This is a genomic window from Deltaproteobacteria bacterium, assembly GCA_029860075.1.
GTDB lineage: Bacteria > Desulfobacterota > JADFVX01 > JADFVX01 > JADFVX01 > JAOUBX01.
Window position 1 is genome coordinate 1 of sequence record JAOUBX010000013.1, and the last position, 25,068, is coordinate 25,068.

The following is a 25,068-nucleotide window of genomic DNA, read 5'->3' on the forward strand; positions in this document are numbered from 1 at the left end:
CTAATAGTGATTTAGCTGCCCATCTCATTGCACTGACAGTTGCAGCAATAACGGCCACAATAGGCTACTATTCTACAAAAGCACTTGAGAAGAATCTCAAAAAAGGGTAGTAACTTTAACAATGTTATATTTCTTGCTATTTCATTAATAATATCGGCATTTATTTTTGTCCCACTAGCAATCAAAGTGCATCAAATACTTACAATAACTTAATTATTGAACCTGTAGGATAACCACACTTCAACCAGTAATCCTTATATTATTACAACGCAAATTTTATTTACTAGTAGGTGTAAACCTCAAAGAATTGAGCCCCTTCTCTCCGTAAGTTTGCAGCCCCCTTCATCACTTCTTCACAAACAATTCACAACCCCTTCAAACTCACTTCAAACTCGCCATTTATACTTTCCTTAACCCAGAAAACTGGATAAGTGTCTTAACGAAAAAATTATCTGCCGGAAAAATGGTGCCTATTTTTTCTAAGACACTAAACCTTAAGAAAGGAGAAAAAAATGGAAAAGATAAAATCAAAGACACTAATTAGAGGGATAATGTCGGGAGTGATTCTCTTGCTGCTGATACCGCTGCCTGTGTGGTGTTACGAAGGGACGGAAGATGGGAGTGAAAAGGACAAGACGCTGTCACCTTATTTTCATGTTATTTCAGAAGATGAGGGAACTGACGGCATGCCTCTTAAAGAAAGCTCCGCTGTTGTGGACATTGCCGGGGTTGTTGCCCATGTGAAAGTAAAACAGGTTTACAAGAATGAAGGAACAAAGCCAATCGAGGCTATCTATATCTTCCCCGGTTCGACAAGGGCAGCTGTTCACGGCATGACGATGACTATTGGTGAAAGAGTCATTAAGGCAAAGATTGAAGAGCGGGGCGCTGCTAAAAAAACCTATGAAAAGGCAAAGGAAGAGGGCAAAAGTGCCTCCCTCCTGGAGCAGCATAGGCCTAATGTTTTCCAGATGAGTGTGGCCAATATTATGCCGGGCGATGAAATAAAGGTAGAACTCCTTTATTCTGAAAATATAATTCCTACCGATGGTCTCTATGAGTTTGTTTATCCCACAGTTGTGGGGCCGAGGTACTCCAGTAAAAAAGCGGGTACTGCTCCTGCCAGTGAACAATGGGTTGCAAACCCCTACCTGCAGGAAGAGGAAAAGCCTTCTTATTCCTTCGACCTGAAGGTAAATATTGCTACAGGGATACCTATCAAGGATATTGTTTCTACCTCTCACAAGGTTAATATCAATTTTTCAGGTGCAAATCGTGCTGAAGTTTCTCTCAGTGATACGGAAAGGTTCGGTGGAAACAGGGATTATATTCTTCAATACCGGTTGCAGGGTGGGCAGATAGAGTCGGGCCTGCTCCTTTATAAGGGAGAGAATGAAAACTTCTTTCTTCTCAATATGGAGCCGCCCGAACGGATCACTTCCGCCCAGATCCTGCCGAGAGAGTATATTTATATTGTCGATGTATCCGGCTCCATGCACGGCTTCCCTCTCGATATAACAAAGAAACTGATCAAGGATCTGGCAAAGAAACTGCGCCCCACAGACAAATTCAATATTCTCCTTTTTGCGGGCGGTTCGGAAGTTTTGTCGAACAGGTCCCTTCCTGCAACACCCGTAAATATCAAAAGGGCATTCAGGCTCCTTGACAGCAAGAGTGGAGGAGGATCAACTCGACTGCTCCCGGCACTAAAACGAGCCTTAAAGCTCCCGGCTGATAAAAATTATGCCAGAACTATCGTAGTTGCAACGGACGGATATGTAAATGTTGAGGCTGAAGCATTTGACCTTATCAGGAAAAACCTGAACAAGGCGAATCTTTTTGCCTTCGGCATCGGTTCCGGCGTCAATCGTCACCTCATAGAAGGGATGGCAAGGGCCGGTTTAGGTGAGCCTTTTGTGGTGACTAAACATAGCGAGGCGCCCATCATGGCAGAGAAGCTCGGAGAATACATTTTGACGCCCCTTCTTTCCCACATAAAGCTTGATTTTGAGGGCTTTGAGGCATATGACATTGAACCTGAGAGTGTTCCCGATCTTCTTGCAAAAAGGCCTTTAACTATTTTCGGTAAGTGGAAAGGCAAGGCTAAGGGAAAAATAATAATCAGGGGAAACCAGGGTGACAAGGCCTATGAAAAGATTGTCAATGTTGGTGATGTGAACCCGCAATCGTCCAATTCCGCCCTCAAATATCTGTGGGCACGGCACAGGATCAGTACCCTCGGCGATTATGAAATGATCAGGGGCAACAGTGAAAGAAAGAAGGAAATTACGAGACTTGGACTGACCTATAACCTGCTTACAAAATATACCTCTTTCATTGCTGTTGACGAGATAATAAGGAATGTCTCCGGCAAGCCGGAGAAGGTCAAACAGCCCCTGCCCTTGCCGCAGGGCGTAACGAACCTTGCAGTCGGTGGAAACGTTCCTGCCGTACCGGAACCTGAAACCTACATGCTTGTTGTGGTGCTTGGAATTGTCCTTATTTGGCGGGTTTTCACATATAGGAAAAGGATCAGACTGTGACCGGCCTGTCAAAATCTTCAGCCTTTCTCCTCTTGCAGCTTGTGGCCTTCTGGCCCGTATGGAGATGGTATGTAAGCAGACTGCTTGACTCCTCCGATGAGCCTTGGGGGCTCTTAGCGCTTGTAACGGCCCTGCTTTTTATCGGACTGCGGGGGAAAGAGGTGAAGATCAGTTCTCGCCAGATGATAGTATCATCAGTATTTCTGTTTGTATATCTCGTCACTTTCAAGGCCCTGCCTCCTCTTGGCAGGGCCTTTCTGGCTGTAATGAGTATTGCCTCTATCCTGAGTCCATCACGTTTCGGGAGGTCGGTACATATCGGTATTATAGGTCTGCTTTTACTCTCCCTGCCGATTATTGCCTCGCTGCAGTTCTATCTCGGCTATCCCGTTCGTTTTGTAACGGCTATTATCGCCTCTAAACTTATCACTCTCACCGGTTATTACACGACGGCGGCCGGAACCTGCCTTAGCTGGGCCGGAGAGATTATCTCCATTGATGCGCCCTGTGCAGGGATAAGGATGCTCTGGACCGGGCTCTATCTCAATTTCACGCTGGCCTGTTTTAACGGTCTCAACACTATCAGGACGTGGCTGACCTACAGCCTTTCCATGTTAATAATCTTCACAGGCAATGTGATGCGTGTGACAGCCCTTTTCTATATGGAAACGGGGATATTGCATGGTCCTCCCTGGATACACAATGGGATTGGGCTTGTTGCATTCACAGCGGTTACCCTCGCAATTGTTTCACTTCACAGTTCATTAAAAAAAGCAGAAGGAGGGGTAAGATGATGAAAATAAAATGTCTATGGATTTTCCTGCACATCTTTGCCGCCGCCATGCCCTTCTTTTCCTTTAATAATACGCCCTATATTGAAAATAGAAATATTGTGGAATGGCCGGTAGAATTAAATGGGCTGCCCTTGAAAAGACTTGAGTTGTCCCATGTTGAGAAGAGTTTCGGTAATGATTTCCCGGGAGAAATTGCACGGTTTACAGACGGTTCCCGGGAGATTATTATAAGGTGGATTAAAAAGGAGAGCAGAAAACTCCACCCTGCGGCAGACTGTCTAAAAGGCGCCGGCTACAGGGTAAGTCACCTCCCTTTACGCAATGAAGGTGATGGAAGATATTGGGGTTGCGTCAAGGCTGAGATGAATGGGAAAAAGATTCGCGTTTGTGAAATTATTTATGATGAATCAGGCAATAGCTGGAGTGACACCTCGTCATGGTATTGGTCGGCACTGTTTGGAAAAAGCAATGGCCCCTGGTGGGCGCTGACTGTGGCGGAAGAAGTATGATGAAGCTCAAAAGAATTTTGCCGGCTTTGCTTTTCTTCCTCTTCATCTGCTACATCATTATTCTGGCAGATGTGGGGGCAGAGAGCTTCTTATTCGACTTTTTCAGAGGAGTCCCATTGGGGGATAAGCTGGGGCATTTTATGCTTTATGGATTTCTATCGTTTCTATTGAATAGGGCACTCACTTACCGTTATATTGAAAAATATGGCCTCTACTGGCAGCTTGGATCCTTGACTGTCTTTTCCTTTGCACTTTTAGAAGAAATTTCTCAATATTATTTCCCTGAAAGAACGGCTGATATGACTGACCTGCTGGCTGATGCAGCGGGCATTGTTTTATTTACCCTTCTATCCGTGAAAGGTATGAAATCACCCAAAAAATATTGACATACCATTTGTCACCGGAATATCATTGCTTCCCATATTAGGAAAGTAAAAAAATGAAGTCATACTGCTAATGATTAGAACCGTATTTTTTATATTTCTTCCTCTTTTTGTCACTACAAATGCCTTCGCACATGGTATGTCAGCGGCTGACAGGCAGCGCATGATCGAGGGGGGGAACCTGGAGTATCTAAAGCTCGGGGCCATGCATATGCTGACAGGTTATGATCACCTGTTATTTCTCCTGGGCGTCATCTTTTTTCTGACTCGTTTCGGGGATATTGTTAAGTTCATAACAGCCTTTACAGTCGGGCACAGCATTACACTGCTCTTTGCCACCCTTTATGGGATTAAGGCTAATTACTATCTCATCGATGCGGTGATTGCACTGACCGTATGTTATAAGGGTTTTGAAAATCTCGATGGTTTTAAAAAGCATCTCAAGATGAACTCTCCCAACCTTATGTGGGCTGTATTTATTTTCGGACTTATTCACGGTTTTGGCCTTTCTACAAGGCTCCAGCAGCTCCCCCTGGGAAATGAGGGTTTGGTTTTGAAAATACTCTCTTTTAATGTCGGTGTGGAGACAGGGCAGATCATGGCACTGACGGTCATGATCATTCTTATGGCCGGGTGGCGCAAAAGGGAGTCTTTCAATCACTTCAGCACCCTTTCCAACAAGGGGCTCATTGCGGCAGGAGTGGTTCTTCTGGTGATTCAAATGCATGCTTATTTGTTTACTACTCATAGCCATGAAGACGGCCATTATCATACCCACGAAGATATGGAATCGGATGAGATAAAAAAGGCGCGGGAAATCTATAAGGGACACCGGTGATCCCATTAAAGGAGTAGATAATGAAGAGGAATATAATCAAGCGAAGTTTCTTTATTCAGGTGATGGCGGTGATGCTTTTTCTTCCCCCTTTGCTTTTCGCTCATGGCGACCACGATCATCCACCTCTCACAGACGCAGATTTTTTCGGAAAGGCAACCTTTGATGTCTCCATCATCGTTGATGATAAAGAGCCTGTCGAGGGGGACTTCCTCGATGAGAGTTGGAAAAAGATTAAAGAAGAGGACAAAAAGATTGTCAAAAAGACGGAGAATTTTGTCATTGTCTCCTTTTATAACAGGGAAAAGAAGCGGACTCTCTTTGTACTTTTAACGGTTCATGTTGAATATCTCGGTGCAAATTTTAGTGGGAAGTTTAAGGGGGGTTGAGGTTTGGGGGAGGGTTCCAAAATGGTGTTTTTTACTTAAAGCGTAGGATGGGTGCAAGGTCGTGAAACCCATCATATAATCGAAATTTTCTCCCCTCTACCTTTCCCACATTATTTCCTCCCGTAAGTTGCAATCTCCTTTTGCCGTACTTATATTAAAAAATGAGTAGCAAAAAAAATGAATAATTTATGGAGATTGCAATGAAAAAAGAATTATTCTGGAGAAGTCTTATTGTCGTAATCGTAATTTGTATCAGTATATACGTTATCAGTGCCAAAGGTCTGAATAAGGGACTGGACCTTGCCGGAGGAACTCATTTTACGATTGGCGTCGTATTAAAGGATATTCCGGAGAATGAGAAGCAGGAAGCGATAGAGCAAACGCTTGCTGTTTACAGAAACCGTATTGATGAAATAGGAGTGTCAGGCACAACTGTCCAACGAAGTGGAGAAGATAAAATTATTGTCCAGGTTCCCGGCATTAGTTAATAGGGACACATCCCAATTAATTGACAGCAACGGATTGATATGATATAAATCGACCATGCCAAGCCCGGTAGGGCGTATAAGCCTGCGCCATACGCTAATACGAGCCGTCTGGCCGAATGATTAAATAACACTGATAGAAAAGTCGGATAACACTCAAAAAGGAGTGTTATCGGGAAACTACATAATACTCGTTAGGGCTAAAAAAGAATGGACAATAAAGCCATAAAAAAACCTGTATCGGAAACTTTCGAAGCATCAGATAGTTTTAAAGGACTACCTGAGGTAACGGATATCCATTATGACTTATGGCTATTAAGAATCACACTTCGTTTCCAAGAAATAGATAATCCAGTTTATGTTACGTTTGATGCGCCGAAAGGATTTCGTGTTTTAGAAGAAGGTGATCTGCTTGAGTTCTGGAGTAATGACTCAAGACCGAAAGGCTGGTTATGGGTTGTTAAGTCAGGTGGTTGGTACGATCTTGAGAAAAACCGAAGTGGTTTTGTTTCTGGTGTAACAGGTGTTTATTCCGAGTATTTAATACTAGGTGAAAGTGAATGTGTTAGTGTAATCACTGATAATGAGCCAGTTATTACAGAACCAAAGCCCTAACAAGTCGTCGTGTGCGGGATGCTGTGCGCTATTGCGCTTGCACCCCACAACTTTAACGTTGAAACTGTAGAAAAAACCCTTTAGAGAGGGATTTTGTTGTTTGAGATATATTAAAATAGCGTCTGATTTTATTTTACCCCTATTTTATGTCCCTATTATAAATACTACAGGGAAATAATTAAATGTCTTACGGAGGAATAGATGATGGAAAACAGTTCAAATTCGAAGTACAGATTATCCCTTATACCATTATATGGCATGTTGATCATGGCTCTTCCGATAGTTTCCGGTTGTGGGAGTGACACTCCGGCATCCTCTCAGGATAAAGATCCAAAGGTTCCGCTGTTGAGTTCCGTCTTTCCTGATAACGGCCTGGCCACCACCACCCAAACCGTGATTCTCACAGGAACAGGATTTTCAGATACAGATACCGTGTCCATTGGTCAAAACTCAGCAAGTTGTACGCTTGTAGATAGTACAAGTCTGGAATGCACATTCCCGGCAAATGGTGGGATTGCTGAAGTATTGGATATTTCCGTTGATAACGGCAGTGGAAATACATCCACCCTGACTGCTGCTTTTACCTATACAGGGGTAAACCTTGGTGCTGTTGATTTCTGTAACATCCAGGCACCCTATACCTCAACTACCTCAGCAGGTGTCACCACCGAAAATATCTATGGCCAGGTCTATGTCGCGGGCTTGACGGATATAGCTAGTACTCCAGCCCCGATTGTTAGCCAGCTTGGCTATGGCGCAGATGGGAGTGATCCCACGATAGTGAATTTTATCTGGGTGGATGGTGCAATTAATCCAGGTTATGATTTTACTACGAACAATGATGAGCATATGGCCACATTAACCATATCCACAGTTGGTGTGTATGACTATGCTTTCCGGTTTACCTTGGATAATATCAATTATGCTTATTGTGATACTAACGGACCCTCAGATGGCTACTCTCACGACATGGCTGGCAGCCTGGTTATTACTTAAGGCAAATTCAACAAGGGTAGCCCGTGATAGGGTCGGACCGTACGCCGTTACCGGCAACCTATCTAGCAGGTTAAAGTCCTGTCCGGGGAATTGCTCATTCGTCCCGGTAGTACCGTGAAGCAGTATTCGAGTAATCGGGTGTTGTAAGTTTAGAAATCGGTAATAGGGTCGGACCGAGTTAAGCAGCTGAAAACAAAAGATAAAGACCTAAAAAGCACCCTAAAATCAGCCTTAAAAGGCCCATTTGAGCCTCTAAAAAAGGAGTTTTAAGAAAACCCATACTAACAATCCTCAAAATCTTCCCCTTACGCACTTCTTTTTCCCTTGCAAATCAGGGAATAAGACTCCATAATTGCAAGGATGATTAAGCGAAATCTATATCCCCGACTCATAGACTCGGTCAATCAATATCCGGCGGTGGCACTTTTGGGGCCACGGCAGGTGGGAAAAACCACTTTGGCCCTTGAATTGGAAGCACAATTCAAGGCCATCTATCTTGATCTTGAGTCCGAACAGGACCGCGCCAAACTGGCTCAACCCGAAATATACCTATCGGATCACCAGGACCGTTTGGTTATACTCGATGAGGTACATCGTGCTCCGGGCCTTTTTCCTGTTCTCCGTGGTCTCATCGACAAGGCCCGCCGCGCCGGAAAACGTTCAGGACAATACCTGCTGCTCGGCTCTGCATCAGTCGATTTACTCAAACAATCAGGTGAAACGCTGGCCGGCCGTGTTAGCTATCTTGAACTAACTCCTTTGCACATCATGGAAACAGCGGAACATTGTTCGATGGATGACCTATGGGTTAGAGGCGGTTTTCCTGAAAGTTTGCTGGCTGCCGACAATTCCCGCAGCCTCAGGTGGCGGCAGGATTTTATCCGAACTTATCTCGAAAGGGATATTCCCCAGTTTGGCAGGCGAATTCCCGCTGAAACTCTCAGGCGTTTTTGGGTAATGCTTGCCCATCATCAGGGCGGGCTTCTCAATACTGCCCAGTTCGCCCGTAATCTGGGGGTAGACGTCAAAACAGCCGGAAGCTATCTCGACCTGCTTGTTGATTTGCTGCTCGTACGTCGCCTGCAACCCTGGCATGCCAACATAGGAAAGCGACTGGTAAAGTCACCCAAGGTCTATGTCCGGGACAGCGGCCTTGTGCATGCCCTTCTTGGTATTGCAGACAAGGAAGCCTTGAGTGCTCATCCGGTCATCGGGCAAAGCTGGGAATGTTGCATCATGGAAAATCTTCTTGCCTGCCTGCCGGATCAGGTTCAGCCATTTTTCTATCGGACCAGTGGAGGTGCAGAGATTGATTTGCTGCTGTTCTGGCCCAATGGTGATCTATGGGCTATGGAGATTAAACGAAGCCTTGCTCCCAAGGTAAAAAAAGGGTTTTATGCTGCTTGCAGCGACCTGAATCCATCACGAAAAATTATCATTTATCCGGGGACGGAGCGCTATCGGATTGCATCGGATATTGAAGTTATTTCTCTTTTTGAGTTGGTGTCAGAGATAGGAAGAAAGTAAGGCAGCCCCGTAGGTCGTATAAGCCTGCGCTATACGCCGTTTGATTAAAGCACAACACCATGCCAAATTACAGACGACAAAGAATCGATAGTGCCGGCTACTTTTTTACCGTTAATTTGTTAGAAAGAAGAAAATCACTTCTTGCCGATCATATTGAGTTACTTCGGGAATCGGCCAGGAAACTAATGGGGTTGGAGCGTGTTAACTCACTGTAATTAAAAGATAAAAGCTAAAAACAGGGGCAAGCTGAGCCTTAAAAGCACTTTTTTTGAGGATGAAAAGAGGGTTTAAAGGGGCGCAAGTGGCGTTTCCGCCACTTGCGCTAATTGCCAAAGAAGTTATTCCACCCTGTATAGATGAATTATCATAATAGAAGAATGCTATAAATAATATAATGACTTACCGACCACCTTTAATTCCATCCTTGCATAACCCAGTCCTCCCACATGGGGCGGTGGGGGTCATCGGGAACATAACCGCTATCATTGCTATGACAGAATACACACTTTACGTTACGAGAGAGTTCCATTGAGATATAAAGAGGGGTTCCCTCAATAATCATTGGTCTCCTCACGCGACCGGAACCCTGGTGGCAGGGTGCGCAAAGTTCAGAGCTGCCAAGCTTCTGATTGGTCCTTTGGTGATAGGGCGGGCGATTAAGAGGGTTATCTACCCAGACATTTTCTCCCGTTCCGCTGTCCCATACATAGCCACCTACCGTCGGGGTGTGGGTTAGCGCATCATTGGTCAGATTATTATAATCAAACCCCGGGCGCCCGCCATTACGGCCGAGAACATTGGGCCAATTATGGGGTCCCAGGGGCCCTCCTGCAGGGGAGGCCCAGGAGTAGATCTCATTGGCTAATGCCTGGGATAGATGACAGCGGTCGCAGCCCCACCTGGTAATTTTAATCTCACGTGAGGCAACTGTTTCAGTTTCATCGGAGATGGCCAGGGTGAGGACCCTGGGTAAGAGAGAAACTCCCTGTTCGTCCTTTTCTCCCGGTTTGAACAGCTCTCCTCCGACACTGGCTTCACTGACGACAAATGCCCCTCTGTAAAGGCCATTTCCCGGATCCTCCTCCATAATACCTTCCACAGGATCAGCAAGACCTTCGACTGTAAAAGTCAAAGATGTGCTGCCTGTAAATCCGGAAAGAGAAAAACCGACAGTAAGATCATGCCCTTCTGCAGGCCAAAGGTTTTGATTTACCCCTTGCCACTTATATTGTGAGGCATCGTAAACCCAATAATAAGGGTCCAGGTTATACATACTCTTATCCGTATCAATGATTGGCGGCTGTGCTCTCACCTCACCGATTGCCAAAACGAGAAAGAAAACCGCTATGTTCATACTATAAAAAAATCCTTTCATTACGCCTCCTCCTTCTATATTAAATTTTATAAATCTGATCCTTTCTACAGGATCGGATTAAGGCGGCTTATACAGCATCATTATTAACACCTTAAATTATTTAATTTCCGGAAGTATCATTTTTTCTACAAAAAAAGTATAATAAACCAGAACTAACCATTCAAGGGAAATGGCAAAAAATAATACCTGTCATATCATTGAATCAGGTAAGCAAATTCGGGCAGTAATGGGATCTGGTGAAGCTAACTAATTGTAATATAATCACGCGCATAAAGAGATCGGATCTACACATTTGACAAAATTGCATTATCCGGGCAATGCCCGGCCTGCGAAACTGAATGAAATGGAGGAGATATGAAAGTACTAAAAATTCTATTTATTTTACTTGTTTTTTCGAATACTGCCTTTGCCGGGGATAATATCAGAAAAATATCAGTTACTGGAAAATCAAAAGTTTCATTAGATGCGCAATATTCAATCATTCATACGGAACTGAAGTATGTGAAAAAAACAGTCGATGAGAGCTATAAGGAACTCCAAAAAGGGCTTTCAGCGATCATAGAGAACCTCAATAAAGTCGGTTTGACCAATCAGGTGATTACAAAATCGTTGATAATGCAGGGTGAGGAAAAGAGATGGGAAAATAAATCATGGGTACATGTCGGGTATTATTCATCCTGCAATATTCAACTCCGTATAAATAACTTGAGTAAACTTCCTTCCATCTATAAGGAACTCTCCAGATATAATGCCTTAGCAATTAACTCAACAGACTACGGCCGAAACGATGAATTTGAAAGGCGAAATGAAGGATTCAAGAAAGCGCTTCTAGCTGCAAAAGAAAAAGCCCTACTCATGGCCAAAAGTCTTAACGCAGAAGTCGGGCCTGTATTCAACATCCACGAAATAAGCGTGGAAAATTATGCATCAAAAAAACTTTATTCAAATTACAGAAGTGAAGAAAGCAGCGGCAGTACATACGGCTCGGTGGATATTACGGCCACTGTAGCCGTTGAATTTGAATTACAATAATTCGGTAGATTGGGTTGAAGAATGAATCCCAACTCAAACTGAAACGATAAAATAAATCTGTTGGGTTTTGCAACTCAACCTACAAAACTTATTCGCCCTACGGGGCTACAGATAAAACGCCAATTGTTAGCTGCTTAAAAAAATGAATTATTTCTCAATTATAATTATCGGAAGTGTATGCTTAATATTGGGATGGTTACTTGGCTATTATTATGCAAATAAAAAATTGTCTAATCTTGAAGAAGCTATTAAGTTTGTCGAAGAAGCAAAGGAAGGCATTACAGTTGAATATGTTCAGTACCTTAATGCTGCTAGTGAAATTGAATTATTAAAAAAAATAGAAAATGGTGAAACTAATCTTGCAGCACAGCATGTGATAGATAACCTGGGACTATATTATAAAATGTCATCTGAGACTGTAGAAGATCAAATGGCATCTGAAGATGCAATAAAAATAGTTGAAACTATTGAAAACCTCGCTAAAGAAAGTACTTTATTCAAAAAAGTTGTGGAGTATCAAGAGTAATGCCGCTAACGAGTCTGCGCATAAAGCTGCGCATACTATTAACTGGAATAGGGTCAGGCCAACTTAACATACTGCAATTAAAAGGAAAAAGCCTAAAAACAGGGCCCCAAAAAGGCTTAGAAGCACTTTTTCGGGGGTAAAAAGAGGGTTTTAAGGAAAGAGTGGAGGCAAGATTTCTCCCGCTGGTCGAAATGACAGCAATCGTTGACAGAATACAAACAGGATTATTAACTGCTTTATTATTTAGAAAGCCCGCCGGGCCGTCTCTATGCAATCTCTGATGAAACTCTCTTTCTATGTATCCCACCTTGTCTTTAACTCCTTCCCTGTGATATTTTGTCTTTAAAAAGCAAATCAACGGAGTTACTGACCTTGGCGTCCAATCAGCTTAAATTCGATTTATTTACCAAGCCCACAGGCAAGTGGTCACCAACAGTGGCGGCTGCAATTGATTCACTGGCAAGCAAGGGGGGGATTGAAGCCCGCGGCGCTGTCTTTACGCGCAGGGAAGTTGCCGATTTTATCCTTGATCTTGCCGGTTATACCGCTGATCGGCCACTTCATAAAATGCAAATTCTTGAGCCCTCTTTCGGTTCCGGTGACTTTCTTCTGCCCCTCATGAAACGGCTTCTTGCTTCATGGAGATCGTGGAAAAAGAAAAGCCATATTGTCGACGATCTGGGCAATGCCGTTTGTGCCGTCGAACTCCATCATAAAACCTTTATCGAAACCCGTAAAAGAGTTATTGAAAAGTTTAGGGCGGAAGGAGTTGATTCACAGTCTGCGGCTGAGCTTACAGATCGCTGGTTAGTTCAGGGAGATTTTCTCCTTACCCCGCTTGAGGGCCGTTTTGATTTTGTCGTCGGCAATCCCCCCTATGTGCGCCAGGAACTGATTCCGGCTACATTGCTTGCCGAATACCGTAGCCGCTACCTAACCATGCACGACCGGGCCGATCTCTATATTCCCTTTATCGAGCGCTCACTTCGGCTGCTTGAAAAAGGAGGGAATCTTGGATTTATTTGCGCAGACAGGTGGACCAAGAACCGCTATGGCGGCCCCTTACGCAGTTTTATTGCCGAAAATTTTCACCTTAAAATTTATGTCGATATGGCAGGCACACCCGCTTTTCACCGTGACGTCTCTGCATATCCTGCCATTATCGTTATCGGCAATGAAAAACCGGGTGTGACACGCATAGCGCATCGTCCGGAAATTGATTCAGCCACATTGTCTGAGCTTGCCTCTCAATTAACATCAAGGAAAACAAAAGAAAAAAACAGTTACATTGGTGAATTAGCCTGTGTGACAAAGGGAAAGGAACCGTGGCTGCTCGATTCACCGGACCAGCTGGCTCTTTTGCGCCGTCTCGAAGCGCAGTTTCCGCTTCTTGAAGAGGCAGGCTGCAAGGTGGGCATTGGTGTAGCAACGGGCGCAGACAAAGCTTTTATCGGCGCCTACGATAAACTCGATGTAGAGACAGACCGGAAGCTGCCGCTGGCAACGACAGGCGATATCCTGTCCGGTGAAGTCAGCTGGCAGGGGCAGGGGATTATTAATCCTTTTATGGATGACGGAAGCCTCGCTGACCTCAATAATTATCCCCGGCTTCACAGCTATCTTGAAGCCCGGAAAGACCTTATTGCCGGACGGCACTGCGCCAGAAAGAATCCCTCAAAATGGTACCGGACAATCGATCGTATCGATCCCGCCCTTACCTCTAAGGCAAAACTTCTCATCCCTGATATCAAGGGCCGGGCACATATCGTTTATGAAGGTGGAAAACTTTATCCCCATCACAACCTGTATTTCATCACATCGGAAGAATGGGATTTAAGAGCTTTGCAGGCTCTTTTGCTGTCGGACGTTGCCAGGTTTTTTATTGCTGCCTACTCCACCAAAATGAGAGGCGGTTATCTGCGTTTTCAGGCCCAGTACTTAAGGAGAATTCCAATTCCCAACTGGAATGATGTTTCGGAAACATTGCGCATGCAACTGCACGATGCAGCCGTCAATAGAGACATGGAAGCATGTAATAGTGCCGCATTTGAGCTATACGGACTAAATCGTGAAGAAAGATCAATACTTGGAGGGAATGGGAAATAAATGGCGCTGGATTAGTTGATTACGAAAGAAAGGCCAAAAAGGCCGTAAAAGCCTTTTGGAAAAACCGTGAAGCAGCCCGTGAGAAACAAATCACATCGGGTAAAGCCGATCAGGGAGAGCGGGCAGGCGTGACTGCAGGAAAAAATATGGATGGTTTTATTGCCCTAATCCTCGACATTATCAAGGAAAACGGCCTTCCTCATGCAGAAATACACCGGCAGCGGGCCATGCTGACATTACCGGGCTATTTTCGACCTACAAAACTCTGGGACCTTTTGGTAATTTACAAAGGTGAACTAATTGCAGCCATTGAACTCAAAAGCCACGTAGGGCCGTCTTTCGGCAATAATTTTAATAACAGGACTGAAGAGGCAATCGGTACTGCCCACGATCTATGGACAGCTTACCGGGAAGGCGCCTTTGGGAAACAACCACGGCCTTTCACAGGATGGCTCATGCTTGTTGAAGACGCTCCAAAGTCTCGTGCGCCTGTGAGTGATAAATCCCCGCACTTTCCTGTTTTCAAGGAATTCAAGGGTGCTTCCTACCTTCAGCGTTACGATCTACTATGTCAGAGGCTCATTCAGGAACAGCTTTATACAACAGCAACGGTCATAACTTCTCCCCGAAGCGCAGCGAAAACAGGCGATTATTCAACATTATCATCAATGACAAGCCTCACGATATTTGTTACCTCACTGGCAGGGCACATTGCAGCAGTTGCCGCCCGGATGAAAACTACATCATAATTTGATGCAAAAAACCATGATACTCATAAGCAGGATAGGTTTAATAATCGCATTTCTTTCACTTGTTTCAATGGTGCTCGGCCATTTTGGTTCTCATGAGCTTAATTTGATATCCTCCCAAATAAGCACTTATGCGGCAAAAGCACCATACGATTACCTAATAACAACATCAATGTTGCTATCATCCTTAACACTTTTAATAATTAGTTTTATAAATTCGAAATTCCAAATATTTGGTTCTAGCCACTTAGCCCATTTTATACCGGCATTATCCGGAGCAGCATCGTTTGGCTTGGTTATGCTTGCTTATTATGAGGAAACAGCAAAAAATTTAAGTGTACTAAAACAATCAGGGTTTATGGCAATACGTATTCAATCATTTCATGACGCAGGGTTGCTCATGTTTTTTTATAGTTCACTATCATTAGCCGTACTTCTAGGAACACTAACTATTATCTATAATTATAATAAAATTAATAGGGTGCTGGGTGGCATCATATTATGCATGGCTCCAATATCGTTTATGCTTATGACTACGAAATGGCCAAAAGCCATCGGTATTGAAGGTGCTACTATTGGCTTAAACCAAAGAGCCGCATTATTATGTCTGTGGCTAGCTTTTACTTTAGTGCTGGTAATGGTATCCAACAAGTCATTCAAAGCGACGCCAAAAAGCGGCGTGGTTTAATTCAAATATTATATGACCAGGGTCAAATATTGAGGTAGATACATGAGGAATGTTCTTTTGATGCTCTTATTATTGATGCCGTCAATTTCTGTTTCGGAAGCTAAATCAAGGCATTATCCACCTCATTTCAATGCGGCATCACATCAATATGATGACTGGGCTGGAATAATGATGAATAATGGAGTATATCCCCTGGGTTTTTCTAAGGATGGATGGCTTGCTTATACAAGCAAGAAAACTGATTACGAGTTTAATAAAAAGTTAAAGATGTGTAATACCCCTCCTTGTTATGACGCCCGCCTAATAAATATTTCTTGTGACCCAGAATGTTATTCCGATACCCCTACACAAAAAGGAGACAATTGTTATTGTAGAAGTGGTCTCTCCACAAAGGATTTAGAGAACCATGCCATAAAAGCTATCAGTAAATATTTAGGTGGTAAATTTCCGGCAAAGGTAAATAGCGGTCAATATGATATGGTCATTAAAGTAAACGCAGGAGAACAAGTATCTATTTCAGGTGAGAATGTATTTAAATCATGGGCTGAAGTATGGATTACATCGAAAGAAAAGGGCGAAAAACGGTTGGGAGTAATTCATGATCATAATACATCATACCCGGAAACCACCAGGCCAATGGGCTGGCTCCAAGATCCCTTTCACAACAGATTAGTAGTGATAGCCGGATATGTTGTGGAAAAGGACGAAAGCAATAAACCAATACGTGTTGAATATAAATTATTCGGTGCTGATTTAAATTCCGGGTTTACAAAGTGATTGGGTAATTTAAAAAAATAGGCGTCATTTCTACACTTTTGACGAAATAGTATTAGAATAAAAAAAGCTGAAAGCGTGAGCAAAATGAGGATTAGAAACAAACATCTTCGCGCGGCTGGTTAGTCCGGTAGAAACTATGTTAAGACTTGAAAGCAATCGTTGGTCTGAATTACAGCATGCATATGGTGAAGCGTCTGACATACCAGACATGCTACGCAAATTAGCTAGTAACCCACCATATAAAGACTATGAGTCTGAACCATATTTTTCCTTGTGGAGTGCGCTCTGCCACCAAGATGACGTTTACACGGCATCGTACGCCGCCACACCTCACATTATTAAAATATTAGCGGCTGATCCAGCTAAAGCACACTGGCATTTCTTTCTGTTGCCAACTTGCATTGAAATTTCAAGATACCAAGGCAGGGGGCCTGAAATACCTACTGATTTAAAAAATCCATATTTTGAATCCTTGAGCCGTCTCCCTCTTTTGGTGGCGGAAGCGGCAAAACAAGATTGGGATGGCTCCTATTCCAGGGCCGTTGCAGCAGCTGTTATTGTTGCGAAGGGCCACCATGACCTTGCTGAGGCTATACTCGAATTATCTGAAGATGTCGTGCCAGAGTTTATGGAATGGATAAGAAATAGATAAAGAGTACCTAACCCCACAATACAACAAACGTGTTACCACACCAGTGATTTTAATCGTTGAAAAGGGTATTTATCCTGAAAATTGGGCGACCTGTGGCATTGAAGATATATAAGCTGGTGAATGAAGGAGATTATTTTAATTAACAGGGACACATCCGAATGGCACTGGGTTAAGCGCTTTTATCATAGAAAAAGAGCAGTGAATATAAGGGTAAAAGGGTATAATCGGGTATGAAAAACTATACTCCTTTATTCCCCAATTTCCATATAAAAACTTTCCGAAAAAAGCCCCGTTCAGCCCAACAGATATTGGCTGAAAAAGTAGAACAACTAAAAGGGAAATCGCCTGGTCAGCCTGGTGTATGTTTCGGTAAATTTGTACCAAAACAATACCTGAATCCAGCCAAATCTGGTGCATTGAGTCGCAGGAGGAGGTTTAGTAAAGAAAAAAGGTATGAGAGTGCGCCAAATCAGTTTCAAGGGAAGTGTACAAGCCTTACGGCAGTGGGAGCCCCATCTGAACCAGTCTAAAATCAGCCTTCAGGAACAAGTCCGTTTAATTGGACATCTGTATGAATCAATTGCTGGAAATATTGTGCCTGAACGACCGGGCAGACGAGAACCAAGAGCAGTTAAGTGAAGGCGCAAAAACTTTGCACAATTAACCGCACCAAGGCACGAGATGATAGAGATTCCACACAGGGCAAAATATCGTGCTGAAGGGGCTTAACTTAGTGCCATTCGGATGTGTCCCTATTAATACCAATAAGGGGAAGAAAGGAAAGCTTTAAACTATAGTACTCCCTTCAAGACAAAGGGAGTACGTCAAAACTGAATCCGTTGGCGCGGAGGTTGTAAAGGCGGGGCCTCTGTGGTTATTTGCAACCTATAATATACCATCATCAGGCTTGATGCAAGGATTTATATCTGTTAAAACTCTCCATCCTTTAAAAATTTTCAATATCCGCTAATGGAAAAGTGCATAAAATCCTTCTGTCTGCCTGCTATCTCACCGCCCCATTTGAAGCCTGCCCTTTTCATCAATCTTACCGCTTCGCTTTCCGGCATCAATGTTCCCGGCCGGCCCGGCAGCCATGGCCCCCCTTTAATAAGGCGGCAATGTTCTCCGAAATCTATACATTTATCGTACAACCCGTTCTGATCGGGATTGATATCGATAGCGACGCCGAATGAGTGATTGCTGAAACCTGTCCTGTTTCCATTGCTGTCAGGCTCACCCCTGGTTTTTCCTACACGGTAACCGACAACTTTAAAGACCGGCTCTCCTGATTCCATCATCCCGTAGAGGGCTTCTGTAATTGCCGGAGCCAGCTTTTTACAAACACGGAATGGCTTTACAGGGGGAATGTCTATAATCACCTGATCTTCCTCACAGACGGTACACCCCGTTTCAGGGTCAATTTCCTCTTCGGTCAGGTCCATATAGGCATGGCTCACCCTCTTAAAATCAACGGCCTCCCTGGAATTGACGTTCCACTTATAGGTGGAGTAAGTGCAAGGCCCTTCGCCCGCAAAGAGAAATGCCGGGAAAAGCGGCAGACACAGTGCACAGATAATAAGACGAAAAAGCGCCGGACTATAAATGGATTGTTTCATATTTGAAGTTTATCCTCCATCTACATCTCACCTCTCCCCGGATGAAGCGCCTTGAGCGGTGACATTCTTGCGACTTTCTGCGCCGGATAGAGTGCGGCAAAGATAGATGCCAGGAAAATACCTGCTCCCCAGGAAAAAATGATACCTGCCGTTAGCTTTGTGTAAATGAGTGGTGAAAAACCCTGGGCCTCCATATTTTTGGAGACCGTCTCGCTGATACTGAAGGGATTGGCTTCAAGGTAGCTTCCGGCAAGCCATGAAAAGATAAGGCCGATGACAGTGCCAATGGAGACAAGAATAGCCGCTTCGTAGAGAATCATGAAAAAAACCCTGGAGGGTTTGAGACCCAGCGACATCATAATACCGAATTCCTTGATTCTCTCCAACGTAGAAATGAGGATGGTGTTAAGAATAACGGCAATGACAACGATGAAGAAAAACCAGAGCATGACGAGGCCGCCAATATTGTCGAGACTGATCATCTGTACCATCTCGGGCAGCAGCTCTTTCCAGGAGTGAACCTCCATTCCCATTCCACCAAGGGATAGAGACAGTTTTTTTGCCGTACTTTCGGCAAAATCGAACGCTTTGAGATGAATGACAATTTCCGTAATAGCCCCATACATTGAATAGAGAAGATCGGCGTCTTCAATGCCGATAAGGACAACGGAGCTGTCGAAGTCGGCAACACCGGTGGCGAAGATGCCTGACAGGGTAAAACGGTCTGCGCCAAGCGAACCGTCTGCGCCGTTGGCAATGAGGATCAGTTCATCGCCGGGAGCGACTTTAAGGTTCTTTGCCAGCCTCTCGCCAATAATAATATCACCCTTCCCTCTTGGTAAATCCCCTTTTTTCATCCTCGATGAAAGCGTCGTTACCTCAAACTCTCTTTCAGTATCCACTCCCATGACGGCCGCACCTGTTGTTCCCTCATCACTCGCAACCAGGGCTTCACCGGTTATCCTCGGCGAAAAGACAGCAATGCGAGACTCTTGCGCCAGCACCTGAAAGACTTTGTCTGCATTTTCAATAATATATTCAAAGCTGTGGTTCTCACGGTAACCCGTCTTGTGGATCTGGATATAACCCGTACTGGTCCTGACTCCCTTTTCGATAATTTTTTCGTAAGTCCCTATCTGGATTCCCCGCGTGAGGATAAAAAGCATAAGCCCCAGGATGATGGCAAGAAAAGTGAGAAGGGAGCGCCGGGGATGGCGCCAGATGTTTCTCAAGCCCAGGATAGTATAGAGGGAGAAAGTCTCCATTAAGGAAAAAGAAGGCTGACTCATGGCCATTTTTTCAGGTTCCTCAAGGTAAAAATATTATCATCGATGGGCAGATCAAATTCAATATCCACCATTCTGACAACCGTCTTTTTCCCTTTTTTATTGAGAGGAACCATCTCCCAGACCGTAGGAAGGATACGCCTGCCCATTTTTTTTATTTCCTGGAAATCAAGATAGCGGACCATCTCGCCCCTTTCGCTAAAATACTCCTGCCTTAGCGGCACATAATCGTCAACTCTTACAAAAAAAACGAGCCTTCCCCAAACAACGGGGGCATGTTCTTTAGGGATTGCTACTATCTTGTAGGCCTTTACTCCCTCCAGTTCAACCTCCCCTTCAAGTTCATGGGTATAGTCCTCGACAATGCTCGATTCCTTAACGAGATCATCATTGGTAAAATCGCTCCCCATCCAGGAGGACATCATCATGGACGGTGGAATTTTGATAACACGCTCCACACGGGGAAGATAATTCCACATCTGGTAATCGATCTTGAGCGAACCGACGCCCTCCTCCTTTTTGGGATGCAGAATCCTGACAAGCGTCTTTTTCCGCCCCACCTCCCAGCTCTCCATCTTAAGGGTCCGCTGCCACCGGGGATTGATAATGGTCATCTCCATCACCGAATGGGCGCTGTCGCCACGAAGCAGGTCGTCGACTTTTTTAATAATATCCCTGGCCGTGAGTTCCGTAGCAAATGCAGGAGTGGTGAGGGATAGAATGAGCGCTGTTACGAAGATGATGTGAAATGGTTTTTTCATGTTGTTTTATTCACTAATATTTAGGTAATAAATTACTTAGACACTGATAATTTATGATTTGCATAACCAAAAAAAATACTTTTTAGGGTGTTTAACTCAAATCAAGAATCGCAAACCCTCCGAACCTCCCCTTTAGTAAAAAGGAAGGAGCCTTAAGTTCCCCCTCTTTGTCAAAGATGTACTGATAAAGAGAGGTTTTACCACCCTGTCCCCTCCTAAAATAGGAGAGGAGTTTTAAGGGCTTGCTGAATTGGATGACAAGAATGAAAATCATAATAAATCAGCGTTAATCTGTGTCCAATCAAGGTTTTTAAGTCAATACCGGCCCATCTCCCTAAAAACCTCCGGAAAACGCTCTATTATATCGGTAGCAATAAGACCTGCCTCCCCCTTTTCTTCTGCTATCCTGTCTCCCGCTTCCCCGTGAATATAGACACCGGCAAGGGCCGACTCCAGAGCGCTGTACCCCTGACCGAGAAGTGAACCAACAATGCCGCAAAGAACATCACCCGTGCCGGCCGTTGCCATACCCGCATTGCCTGTCATGTTTATAAAAACATCACCTTCAGGTGAGGCGACAAGGGTCCTTGCGCCTTTTAAAATGAGATAGCACTCAAAGTCAGCCGCAAAAGACCGGGCAATATTTAGACGATCCTGCTGAACCTCTTTCGATGATATGCCGAGAATTGTGGCCATCTCACCGGGATGGGGCGTGAGAATGAGGGGCGCTTTGCACTTTGAGATCAGGCCGGTATGAGCGGAAAGGTGCCAGAGAGCATCGGCATCGAGGACAGCGGGAATGGAAAGCTTTTCCATAATTGCTCTCACAAAGGTTCCCGACTCTTCTTCCCGGGAAAGTCCCGGGCCAAGAACAAGCGCCGATTTGTCCTTAAGCAGATAAAGCGCCTTTTTTACTGCGCCACTACCCAGAAATCCCCCATCAACATCACTTAACGATTCTGTCATGACTTCCGTCAGGTTCGTCTCAAGAATGCTGTTTATCGATGAAGGAGCGGCTACGGTAACAAGTCCCGCCCCGCTCCGCAGGGCAGACTTTCCGGCCATGACGGCGGCCCCGCTTTTTCCCCCTGAACCGGCCACAACGAGCAGGTGTCCATAACTTCCCTTATGGCTGTCAGCTTCTCTCGGCAAAAGGATTTCCTCAACATCAGCCTTGAGGATGAGAGAGGTCTTTTTCTCCCTGTCTTCAAGCAACGCATAGGGAACGCCAATATCTGCCACTTCGAGTTGCCCCACATAATCGGCACCGGGATAAATAACAGCGCCCGTCTTGGGCAGACAGAAGGTTACCGTCACATCAGCCTCTACAGCAAGACCGAGGGGCCTGCCCGTCGTTGAATCGAGCCCTGACGGAATATCGAGAGAAACGACGGGAAGATCCGATGAATTAATGGCTTCTATAACCTGTTCGTAAAAACCGCTTACCTCCTTGGCAAGTCCTGTTCCGAGCAATCCATCGACAACAAGGTGAGCCCCTGTTATGACATTCTCAACAACTGAGATATCCCCTGTTTCTTCCCTTATTTCTATGCCCATCTTGATGGCCGTATCGAGGTTTATCCTTGCATCCCCCTTAACATCCTTTATCTTACCCACTAGAAGTATCTCGCAATCAATTCCCCTGTTGACAAGATGACGGGCCACCACATGCCCGTCTCCACCGTTGTTCCCTTTGCCTGCAATAACAAGCACTCTCCCGGCATCTGTTTCATGGGTAATCTCTGCAATAATTTCCGCAGCCCCCCTGCCTGCATTCTCCATGAGAACGACACCTGGAATGCCAAACTCTTCTATGGCCCGGCGGTCTATTTCTCTCATCTCATCTGCAGTGACTACCTTCATGTGAACTCCTCCGGTTTTTTGCTAAAATCACCCCCCCCTAACCTTCCTTGCCAGGGAGCGCCCTAAAGAGTATAAAGGGCTTAAGGGGAGGTCAAACAATCATTTATATCATCGTACGTCAACTTTCCCTGCCCCTATATAACATACCTTTTTTTAAATTCAAAATCAAAAGCGCCCTCTTCACCTCCTTTGCCGATAACACCCCCTCAATCTTGCCTTATCACCTGACATTAGCGGCTTCATCGATTTCTTGACTAGCTTACGCTTTAGTGTATAATGAGGGTTTTTTCATTTTTTATTTAAGGGGAATATTTTGGAAGTTACAAAGTCATTAACGCCAAGAGAAATCGTATCTGAACTGGATAGATATATAGTAGGGCAAAAGCAGGCAAAACGCGCCGTTGCCATTGCCCTTAGAAACAGGTGGAGAAGGCAGCAATTATCCGATGACATGAGGGATGAAATAGCGCCCAAAAATATCATCATGATCGGGCCGACAGGAGTTGGTAAAACAGAGATTGCAAGACGTCTTGCAAAGCTTTCCAATGCGCCCTTTATAAAGGTTGAAGCCTCCAAGTTTACCGAAGTGGGTTATGTGGGCAGGGACGTAGAATCCATGATACGGGACCTGACCGAACTGGCTGTCATTATGGTGAGGAATGAAGAGAAGGAAAAGGTGGAAGCCAAAGCCTCGGAACTTGCTGAAGAGAAAATCCTTGATCTTCTGCTTCCTTTTTCACCCTCAGAAGAAGAAGAAGTTGAAAAAGCGAGACAGGACCATAACAAGACGAGAGAAAAATTCCGGAAAATGCTTCACGAGGGCAAGCTTGATTCAAGAAGCGTCGAGGTAGAGATCAAAGAAAAATCATCCCCCATGATTGAGGTTCTTGCTCCTGCCGGCATGGAAGACATGGATATTAACATTAAGGATATTTTCAACAACCTCATGCCGAAAAAGAGTGAAATGAGGAAACTCTCTATTCCCGAGGCGATGAAAGTCATTACCCAGGAAGAGGCACAGAAACTGGTCGATAATGAAAAGGTCATTAAAAAAGCGCTAAAGAGAGTAGAACAGTCAGGCATTATTTTCCTTGATGAAATTGACAAGGTGGCCGGAAGAGAAGGAAGCAAAGGACCTGATGTTTCAAGAGAAGGGGTTCAAAGAGACCTTCTCCCTATTGTTGAAGGCTCGACGGTAAACACCAAGTACGGTATGGTAAAAACCGATCATGTCCTTTTCATTGCAGCAGGGGCTTTTCATGTCTCCAAACCATCCGACCTGATCCCCGAATTGCAGGGACGCTTCCCTATAAGGGTGGAGCTGGAAGCCTTGACGAAAGATGACTTTATCAGGATACTGACGGAACCGAGAAATGCACTTATTAAGCAGTACACAGCCCTTATAGGTGCGGAGGGGATCAAGGTTGACTTTAAGAATGAATCCATTTCAAGGATCGCCGAAATGGCCCAGGAGGTCAATGAGCGGATGGAAAACATAGGCGCCCGGCGTCTCCATACAATCATGGAGCGGCTCTTTGACGAACTCTCCTTTGAAGCGCCGGATATGAAGAAAAAGAAGGTTGCCATTGATGAAGCTTACGTAAATACAAAGCTTGCAGGAATCATCAAGGACGTCGATCTCAGCAGGTATATACTTTAATACAGTAAAAGCAAAAAATGAAAAAACTGATAGAAAAAGCGAAAGTCCTTATTGAATCGCTCCCCTACATTCAGCGTTTTTCAGGAAAAACGATTGTTGTAAAGTATGGCGGCAATGCCATGATCGAAGAGGAACTTAAAGTCGGCTTTGCCCTCGATATCATTCTTATGAAACATATCGGGATCAATCCCGTCGTTGTTCATGGCGGTGGCCCCCAGATAGGAGAGGTCATGAAAAAGATGGGCCTCGAACCCCGCTTCGTCGACGGCTTCAGGGTTACCGATGACGAGACTATGGGTGTTGTCGAAATGGTTCTCGTGGGCAAGGTCAACAAGGAAATCGTCAACCTCATTAACAGGGAGGGGGGCCGTGCCGTGGGACTGGGCGGAAAAGACGGCGGTCTTATCAGGGGCAAAAAAAGGTATCTCAAAAAAACCGATAAAAAGGACCAGCCCCCTGAAATCATCGATATCGGCATGGTAGGTGATGTGGAGCACATTAATCCTGAAATTATCGATACGCTCGATCAAAGCGGCTTTATTCCCGTCATTGCGCCTGTCGGCGTGGGCGAAAAGGGAGAAACCTACAATATTAACGCCGACCTGGTAGCAGGGAAGGTAGCCGAAGCGCTTTCGGCGGAAAAGCTCGTTCTCCTCACCGATATTGAAGGTGTTAAAGACGGTAAGGGAGATTTAATATCAAGCCTCTCCAGGAAAGAAGCCCTCAATCTCATGGATGAGGGCGTCATCAGGGAAGGAATGGTTCCGAAAATCGAGTGCTGCCTTGAGGCTATCGGCAATGGCGTAACAAAGACGCATATTATTGACGGACGCATTGAACATGCGCTCCTGCTTGAGATATTTACCGATAAGGGAATAGGGACCCAGATTACAGGGTAAAA

25 protein-coding genes and 1 pseudogene are annotated in these 25,068 nt (G+C 44.7%); 21 read left to right on the plus strand and 5 right to left on the minus strand.

Going from position 1 to position 25,068, the window contains the following annotated elements; genetic code table 11:
* Positions 1 to 512: 512 nt before the first annotated feature.
* The 11 genes and pseudogenes from OEV42_05900 (at position 513) to OEV42_05950 (ending at position 9,255) form a co-directional block, all read left to right on the plus strand.
* A complete protein-coding gene (locus tag OEV42_05900; protein MDH3973794.1) occupies positions 513 to 2,543 on the plus strand; it encodes a VIT domain-containing protein in 2,031 nt (676 codons plus the stop codon).
* The gene (locus OEV42_05905) at positions 2,540 to 3,337 is read left to right on the plus strand and encodes an exosortase/archaeosortase family protein (protein MDH3973795.1); all 798 of its coding nucleotides are present in this window, start codon (positions 2,540 to 2,542) and stop codon (positions 3,335 to 3,337) included. Before OEV42_05900 ends, OEV42_05905 begins: the two co-directional genes overlap by 4 nt.
* Positions 3,334 to 3,846, plus strand: coding sequence for a hypothetical protein (locus OEV42_05910; protein ID MDH3973796.1), 513 nt, complete (start codon positions 3,334 to 3,336; stop codon positions 3,844 to 3,846). The genes OEV42_05905 and OEV42_05910 overlap by 4 nt, the downstream gene beginning before the upstream one ends.
* The gene (locus OEV42_05915) at positions 3,843 to 4,232 is read left to right on the plus strand and encodes a VanZ family protein (GenBank protein MDH3973797.1); all 390 of its coding nucleotides are present in this window, start codon (positions 3,843 to 3,845) and stop codon (positions 4,230 to 4,232) included. The genes OEV42_05910 and OEV42_05915 overlap by 4 nt, the downstream gene beginning before the upstream one ends.
* 70 nt (positions 4,233 to 4,302) lie before the next feature.
* The gene (locus tag OEV42_05920; GenBank protein ID MDH3973798.1) at positions 4,303 to 5,067 is read left to right on the plus strand and encodes a HupE/UreJ family protein; all 765 of its coding nucleotides are present in this window, start codon (positions 4,303 to 4,305) and stop codon (positions 5,065 to 5,067) included.
* Positions 5,068 to 5,087: 20 nt separating this feature from the next.
* Positions 5,088 to 5,453: a DUF6488 family protein gene (locus tag OEV42_05925; protein ID MDH3973799.1), complete on the plus strand. Its 366-nt coding sequence runs from the start codon at positions 5,088 to 5,090 to the stop codon at positions 5,451 to 5,453.
* A gap of 200 nt (positions 5,454 to 5,653) precedes the next feature.
* On the plus strand, positions 5,654 to 5,941 hold the full coding sequence (locus OEV42_05930) for a hypothetical protein (protein MDH3973800.1): 288 nt from the start codon (positions 5,654 to 5,656) through the stop codon (positions 5,939 to 5,941).
* Positions 5,942 to 6,148: 207 nt separating this feature from the next.
* A complete protein-coding gene (locus OEV42_05935) occupies positions 6,149 to 6,553 on the plus strand; it encodes a hypothetical protein (protein MDH3973801.1) in 405 nt (134 codons plus the stop codon).
* A 201-nt stretch (positions 6,554 to 6,754) separates the two neighbouring features.
* Entirely contained in the window at positions 6,755 to 7,549 is a 795-nt protein-coding gene (locus OEV42_05940; GenBank protein ID MDH3973802.1) for an IPT/TIG domain-containing protein, read from the plus strand.
* 360 nt (positions 7,550 to 7,909) lie between these two features.
* Entirely contained in the window at positions 7,910 to 9,076 is a 1,167-nt protein-coding gene (locus tag OEV42_05945) for an ATP-binding protein (GenBank protein ID MDH3973803.1), read from the plus strand.
* Between the two features lie 59 nt (positions 9,077 to 9,135).
* Positions 9,136 to 9,255: pseudogene (locus OEV42_05950) on the plus strand (transposase).
* 233 nt (positions 9,256 to 9,488) lie between these two features.
* Here OEV42_05950 and OEV42_05955 read toward each other — a convergent pair.
* Positions 9,489 to 10,451 carry a hypothetical protein gene (locus tag OEV42_05955; GenBank protein ID MDH3973804.1) on the minus strand — a complete coding sequence of 321 codons (963 nt, stop codon included), beginning with the start codon at positions 10,449 to 10,451 and terminating at the stop codon, positions 9,489 to 9,491.
* A gap of 354 nt (positions 10,452 to 10,805) precedes the next feature.
* Between OEV42_05955 and OEV42_05960 the strand changes: the two genes are divergently transcribed.
* The 8 genes from OEV42_05960 to OEV42_05995 all read left to right on the plus strand — a co-directional run bounded on the left by OEV42_05960 (position 10,806) and on the right by OEV42_05995 (position 17,511).
* The gene (locus tag OEV42_05960) at positions 10,806 to 11,483 is read left to right on the plus strand and encodes an SIMPL domain-containing protein (protein MDH3973805.1); all 678 of its coding nucleotides are present in this window, start codon (positions 10,806 to 10,808) and stop codon (positions 11,481 to 11,483) included.
* 142 nt (positions 11,484 to 11,625) lie between these two features.
* A complete protein-coding gene (locus OEV42_05965; protein ID MDH3973806.1) occupies positions 11,626 to 12,009 on the plus strand; it encodes a hypothetical protein in 384 nt (127 codons plus the stop codon).
* A gap of 456 nt (positions 12,010 to 12,465) precedes the next feature.
* On the plus strand, positions 12,466 to 14,115 hold the full coding sequence (locus OEV42_05970) for an Eco57I restriction-modification methylase domain-containing protein (GenBank protein ID MDH3973807.1): 1,650 nt from the start codon (positions 12,466 to 12,468) through the stop codon (positions 14,113 to 14,115).
* Positions 14,112 to 14,864, plus strand: coding sequence for a PaeR7I family type II restriction endonuclease (locus OEV42_05975; GenBank protein ID MDH3973808.1), 753 nt, complete (start codon positions 14,112 to 14,114; stop codon positions 14,862 to 14,864). Before OEV42_05970 ends, OEV42_05975 begins: the two co-directional genes overlap by 4 nt.
* 16 nt (positions 14,865 to 14,880) lie before the next feature.
* Positions 14,881 to 15,552: a DUF998 domain-containing protein gene (locus OEV42_05980; protein ID MDH3973809.1), complete on the plus strand. Its 672-nt coding sequence runs from the start codon at positions 14,881 to 14,883 to the stop codon at positions 15,550 to 15,552.
* A gap of 42 nt (positions 15,553 to 15,594) precedes the next feature.
* Positions 15,595 to 16,329: a hypothetical protein gene (locus tag OEV42_05985; protein ID MDH3973810.1), complete on the plus strand. Its 735-nt coding sequence runs from the start codon at positions 15,595 to 15,597 to the stop codon at positions 16,327 to 16,329.
* Between the two features lie 136 nt (positions 16,330 to 16,465).
* Entirely contained in the window at positions 16,466 to 16,981 is a 516-nt protein-coding gene (locus OEV42_05990) for a hypothetical protein (protein ID MDH3973811.1), read from the plus strand.
* 230 nt (positions 16,982 to 17,211) lie between these two features.
* Entirely contained in the window at positions 17,212 to 17,511 is a 300-nt protein-coding gene (locus OEV42_05995) for a hypothetical protein (protein ID MDH3973812.1), read from the plus strand.
* A 426-nt stretch (positions 17,512 to 17,937) separates the two neighbouring features.
* On the opposite strand, the gene OEV42_06000 is transcribed toward OEV42_05995, so the two are convergent.
* The 4 genes from OEV42_06000 to OEV42_06015 all read right to left on the minus strand — a co-directional run bounded on the left by OEV42_06000 (position 17,938) and on the right by OEV42_06015 (position 22,507).
* On the minus strand, positions 17,938 to 18,597 hold the full coding sequence (locus tag OEV42_06000; GenBank protein MDH3973813.1) for a M15 family metallopeptidase: 660 nt from the start codon (positions 18,595 to 18,597) through the stop codon (positions 17,938 to 17,940).
* Between the two features lie 20 nt (positions 18,598 to 18,617).
* Positions 18,618 to 19,862: an ABC transporter permease gene (locus tag OEV42_06005; protein ID MDH3973814.1), complete on the minus strand. Its 1,245-nt coding sequence runs from the start codon at positions 19,860 to 19,862 to the stop codon at positions 18,618 to 18,620.
* Between the two features lie 20 nt (positions 19,863 to 19,882).
* Positions 19,883 to 20,644 carry an outer membrane lipoprotein-sorting protein gene (locus tag OEV42_06010; GenBank protein MDH3973815.1) on the minus strand — a complete coding sequence of 254 codons (762 nt, stop codon included), beginning with the start codon at positions 20,642 to 20,644 and terminating at the stop codon, positions 19,883 to 19,885.
* 315 nt (positions 20,645 to 20,959) lie between these two features.
* Positions 20,960 to 22,507 carry an NAD(P)H-hydrate dehydratase gene (locus OEV42_06015; protein ID MDH3973816.1) on the minus strand — a complete coding sequence of 516 codons (1,548 nt, stop codon included), beginning with the start codon at positions 22,505 to 22,507 and terminating at the stop codon, positions 20,960 to 20,962.
* Between the two features lie 313 nt (positions 22,508 to 22,820).
* On the opposite strand from OEV42_06015, the gene hslU reads away from it, so the two are divergent.
* Together hslU and argB are read left to right on the plus strand one after the other, a co-directional pair.
* Positions 22,821 to 24,167 (plus strand): ATP-dependent protease ATPase subunit HslU, encoded by a 1,347-nt coding sequence (gene hslU / locus OEV42_06020; GenBank protein ID MDH3973817.1) that lies wholly within the window; start codon positions 22,821 to 22,823, stop codon positions 24,165 to 24,167.
* A 17-nt stretch (positions 24,168 to 24,184) separates the two neighbouring features.
* Entirely contained in the window at positions 24,185 to 25,066 is an 882-nt protein-coding gene (gene argB / locus OEV42_06025) for an acetylglutamate kinase (GenBank protein MDH3973818.1), read from the plus strand.
* The last annotated feature ends 2 nt before the right edge of the window (positions 25,067 to 25,068 follow it).

Excerpts from the sequence above, each read along its gene's own strand:
- OEV42_05945 (MDH3973803.1), top strand. The coding sequence starts at position 7,910 with ATGATTAAGCGAAATCTATATCCCCGACTCATAGACTCGGTCAATCAA.
- argB (MDH3973818.1), top strand. The coding sequence starts at position 24,185 with ATGAAAAAACTGATAGAAAAAGCGAAAGTCCTTATTGAATCGCTCCCC.
- OEV42_05990 (MDH3973811.1), top strand. The coding sequence starts at position 16,466 with ATGTTAAGACTTGAAAGCAATCGTTGGTCTGAATTACAGCATGCATAT.
- OEV42_06015 (MDH3973816.1), bottom strand. The coding sequence starts at position 22,507 with ATGAAGGTAGTCACTGCAGATGAGATGAGAGAAATAGACCGCCGGGCC.
- OEV42_05955 (MDH3973804.1), bottom strand. The coding sequence starts at position 10,451 with ATGAAAGGATTTTTTTATAGTATGAACATAGCGGTTTTCTTTCTCGTT.
- OEV42_05940 (MDH3973802.1), top strand. The coding sequence starts at position 6,755 with ATGATGGAAAACAGTTCAAATTCGAAGTACAGATTATCCCTTATACCA.
- OEV42_06000 (MDH3973813.1), bottom strand. The coding sequence starts at position 18,597 with ATGAAACAATCCATTTATAGTCCGGCGCTTTTTCGTCTTATTATCTGT.
- OEV42_05925 (MDH3973799.1), top strand. The coding sequence starts at position 5,088 with ATGAAGAGGAATATAATCAAGCGAAGTTTCTTTATTCAGGTGATGGCG.
- OEV42_05920 (MDH3973798.1), top strand. The coding sequence starts at position 4,303 with ATGATTAGAACCGTATTTTTTATATTTCTTCCTCTTTTTGTCACTACA.
- OEV42_05965 (MDH3973806.1), top strand. The coding sequence starts at position 11,626 with ATGAATTATTTCTCAATTATAATTATCGGAAGTGTATGCTTAATATTG.
- OEV42_05910 (MDH3973796.1), top strand. The coding sequence starts at position 3,334 with ATGATGAAAATAAAATGTCTATGGATTTTCCTGCACATCTTTGCCGCC.
- OEV42_05900 (MDH3973794.1), top strand. The coding sequence starts at position 513 with ATGGAAAAGATAAAATCAAAGACACTAATTAGAGGGATAATGTCGGGA.
- OEV42_05995 (MDH3973812.1), top strand. The coding sequence starts at position 17,212 with ATGAAAAACTATACTCCTTTATTCCCCAATTTCCATATAAAAACTTTC.
- OEV42_06005 (MDH3973814.1), bottom strand. The coding sequence starts at position 19,862 with ATGGAGACTTTCTCCCTCTATACTATCCTGGGCTTGAGAAACATCTGG.
- OEV42_05960 (MDH3973805.1), top strand. The coding sequence starts at position 10,806 with ATGAAAGTACTAAAAATTCTATTTATTTTACTTGTTTTTTCGAATACT.
- OEV42_05985 (MDH3973810.1), top strand. The coding sequence starts at position 15,595 with ATGAGGAATGTTCTTTTGATGCTCTTATTATTGATGCCGTCAATTTCT.
- OEV42_05980 (MDH3973809.1), top strand. The coding sequence starts at position 14,881 with ATGATACTCATAAGCAGGATAGGTTTAATAATCGCATTTCTTTCACTT.
- OEV42_05930 (MDH3973800.1), top strand. The coding sequence starts at position 5,654 with ATGAAAAAAGAATTATTCTGGAGAAGTCTTATTGTCGTAATCGTAATT.
- OEV42_05935 (MDH3973801.1), top strand. The coding sequence starts at position 6,149 with ATGGACAATAAAGCCATAAAAAAACCTGTATCGGAAACTTTCGAAGCA.
- OEV42_05915 (MDH3973797.1), top strand. The coding sequence starts at position 3,843 with ATGATGAAGCTCAAAAGAATTTTGCCGGCTTTGCTTTTCTTCCTCTTC.
- OEV42_06010 (MDH3973815.1), bottom strand. The coding sequence starts at position 20,644 with ATGAAAAAACCATTTCACATCATCTTCGTAACAGCGCTCATTCTATCC.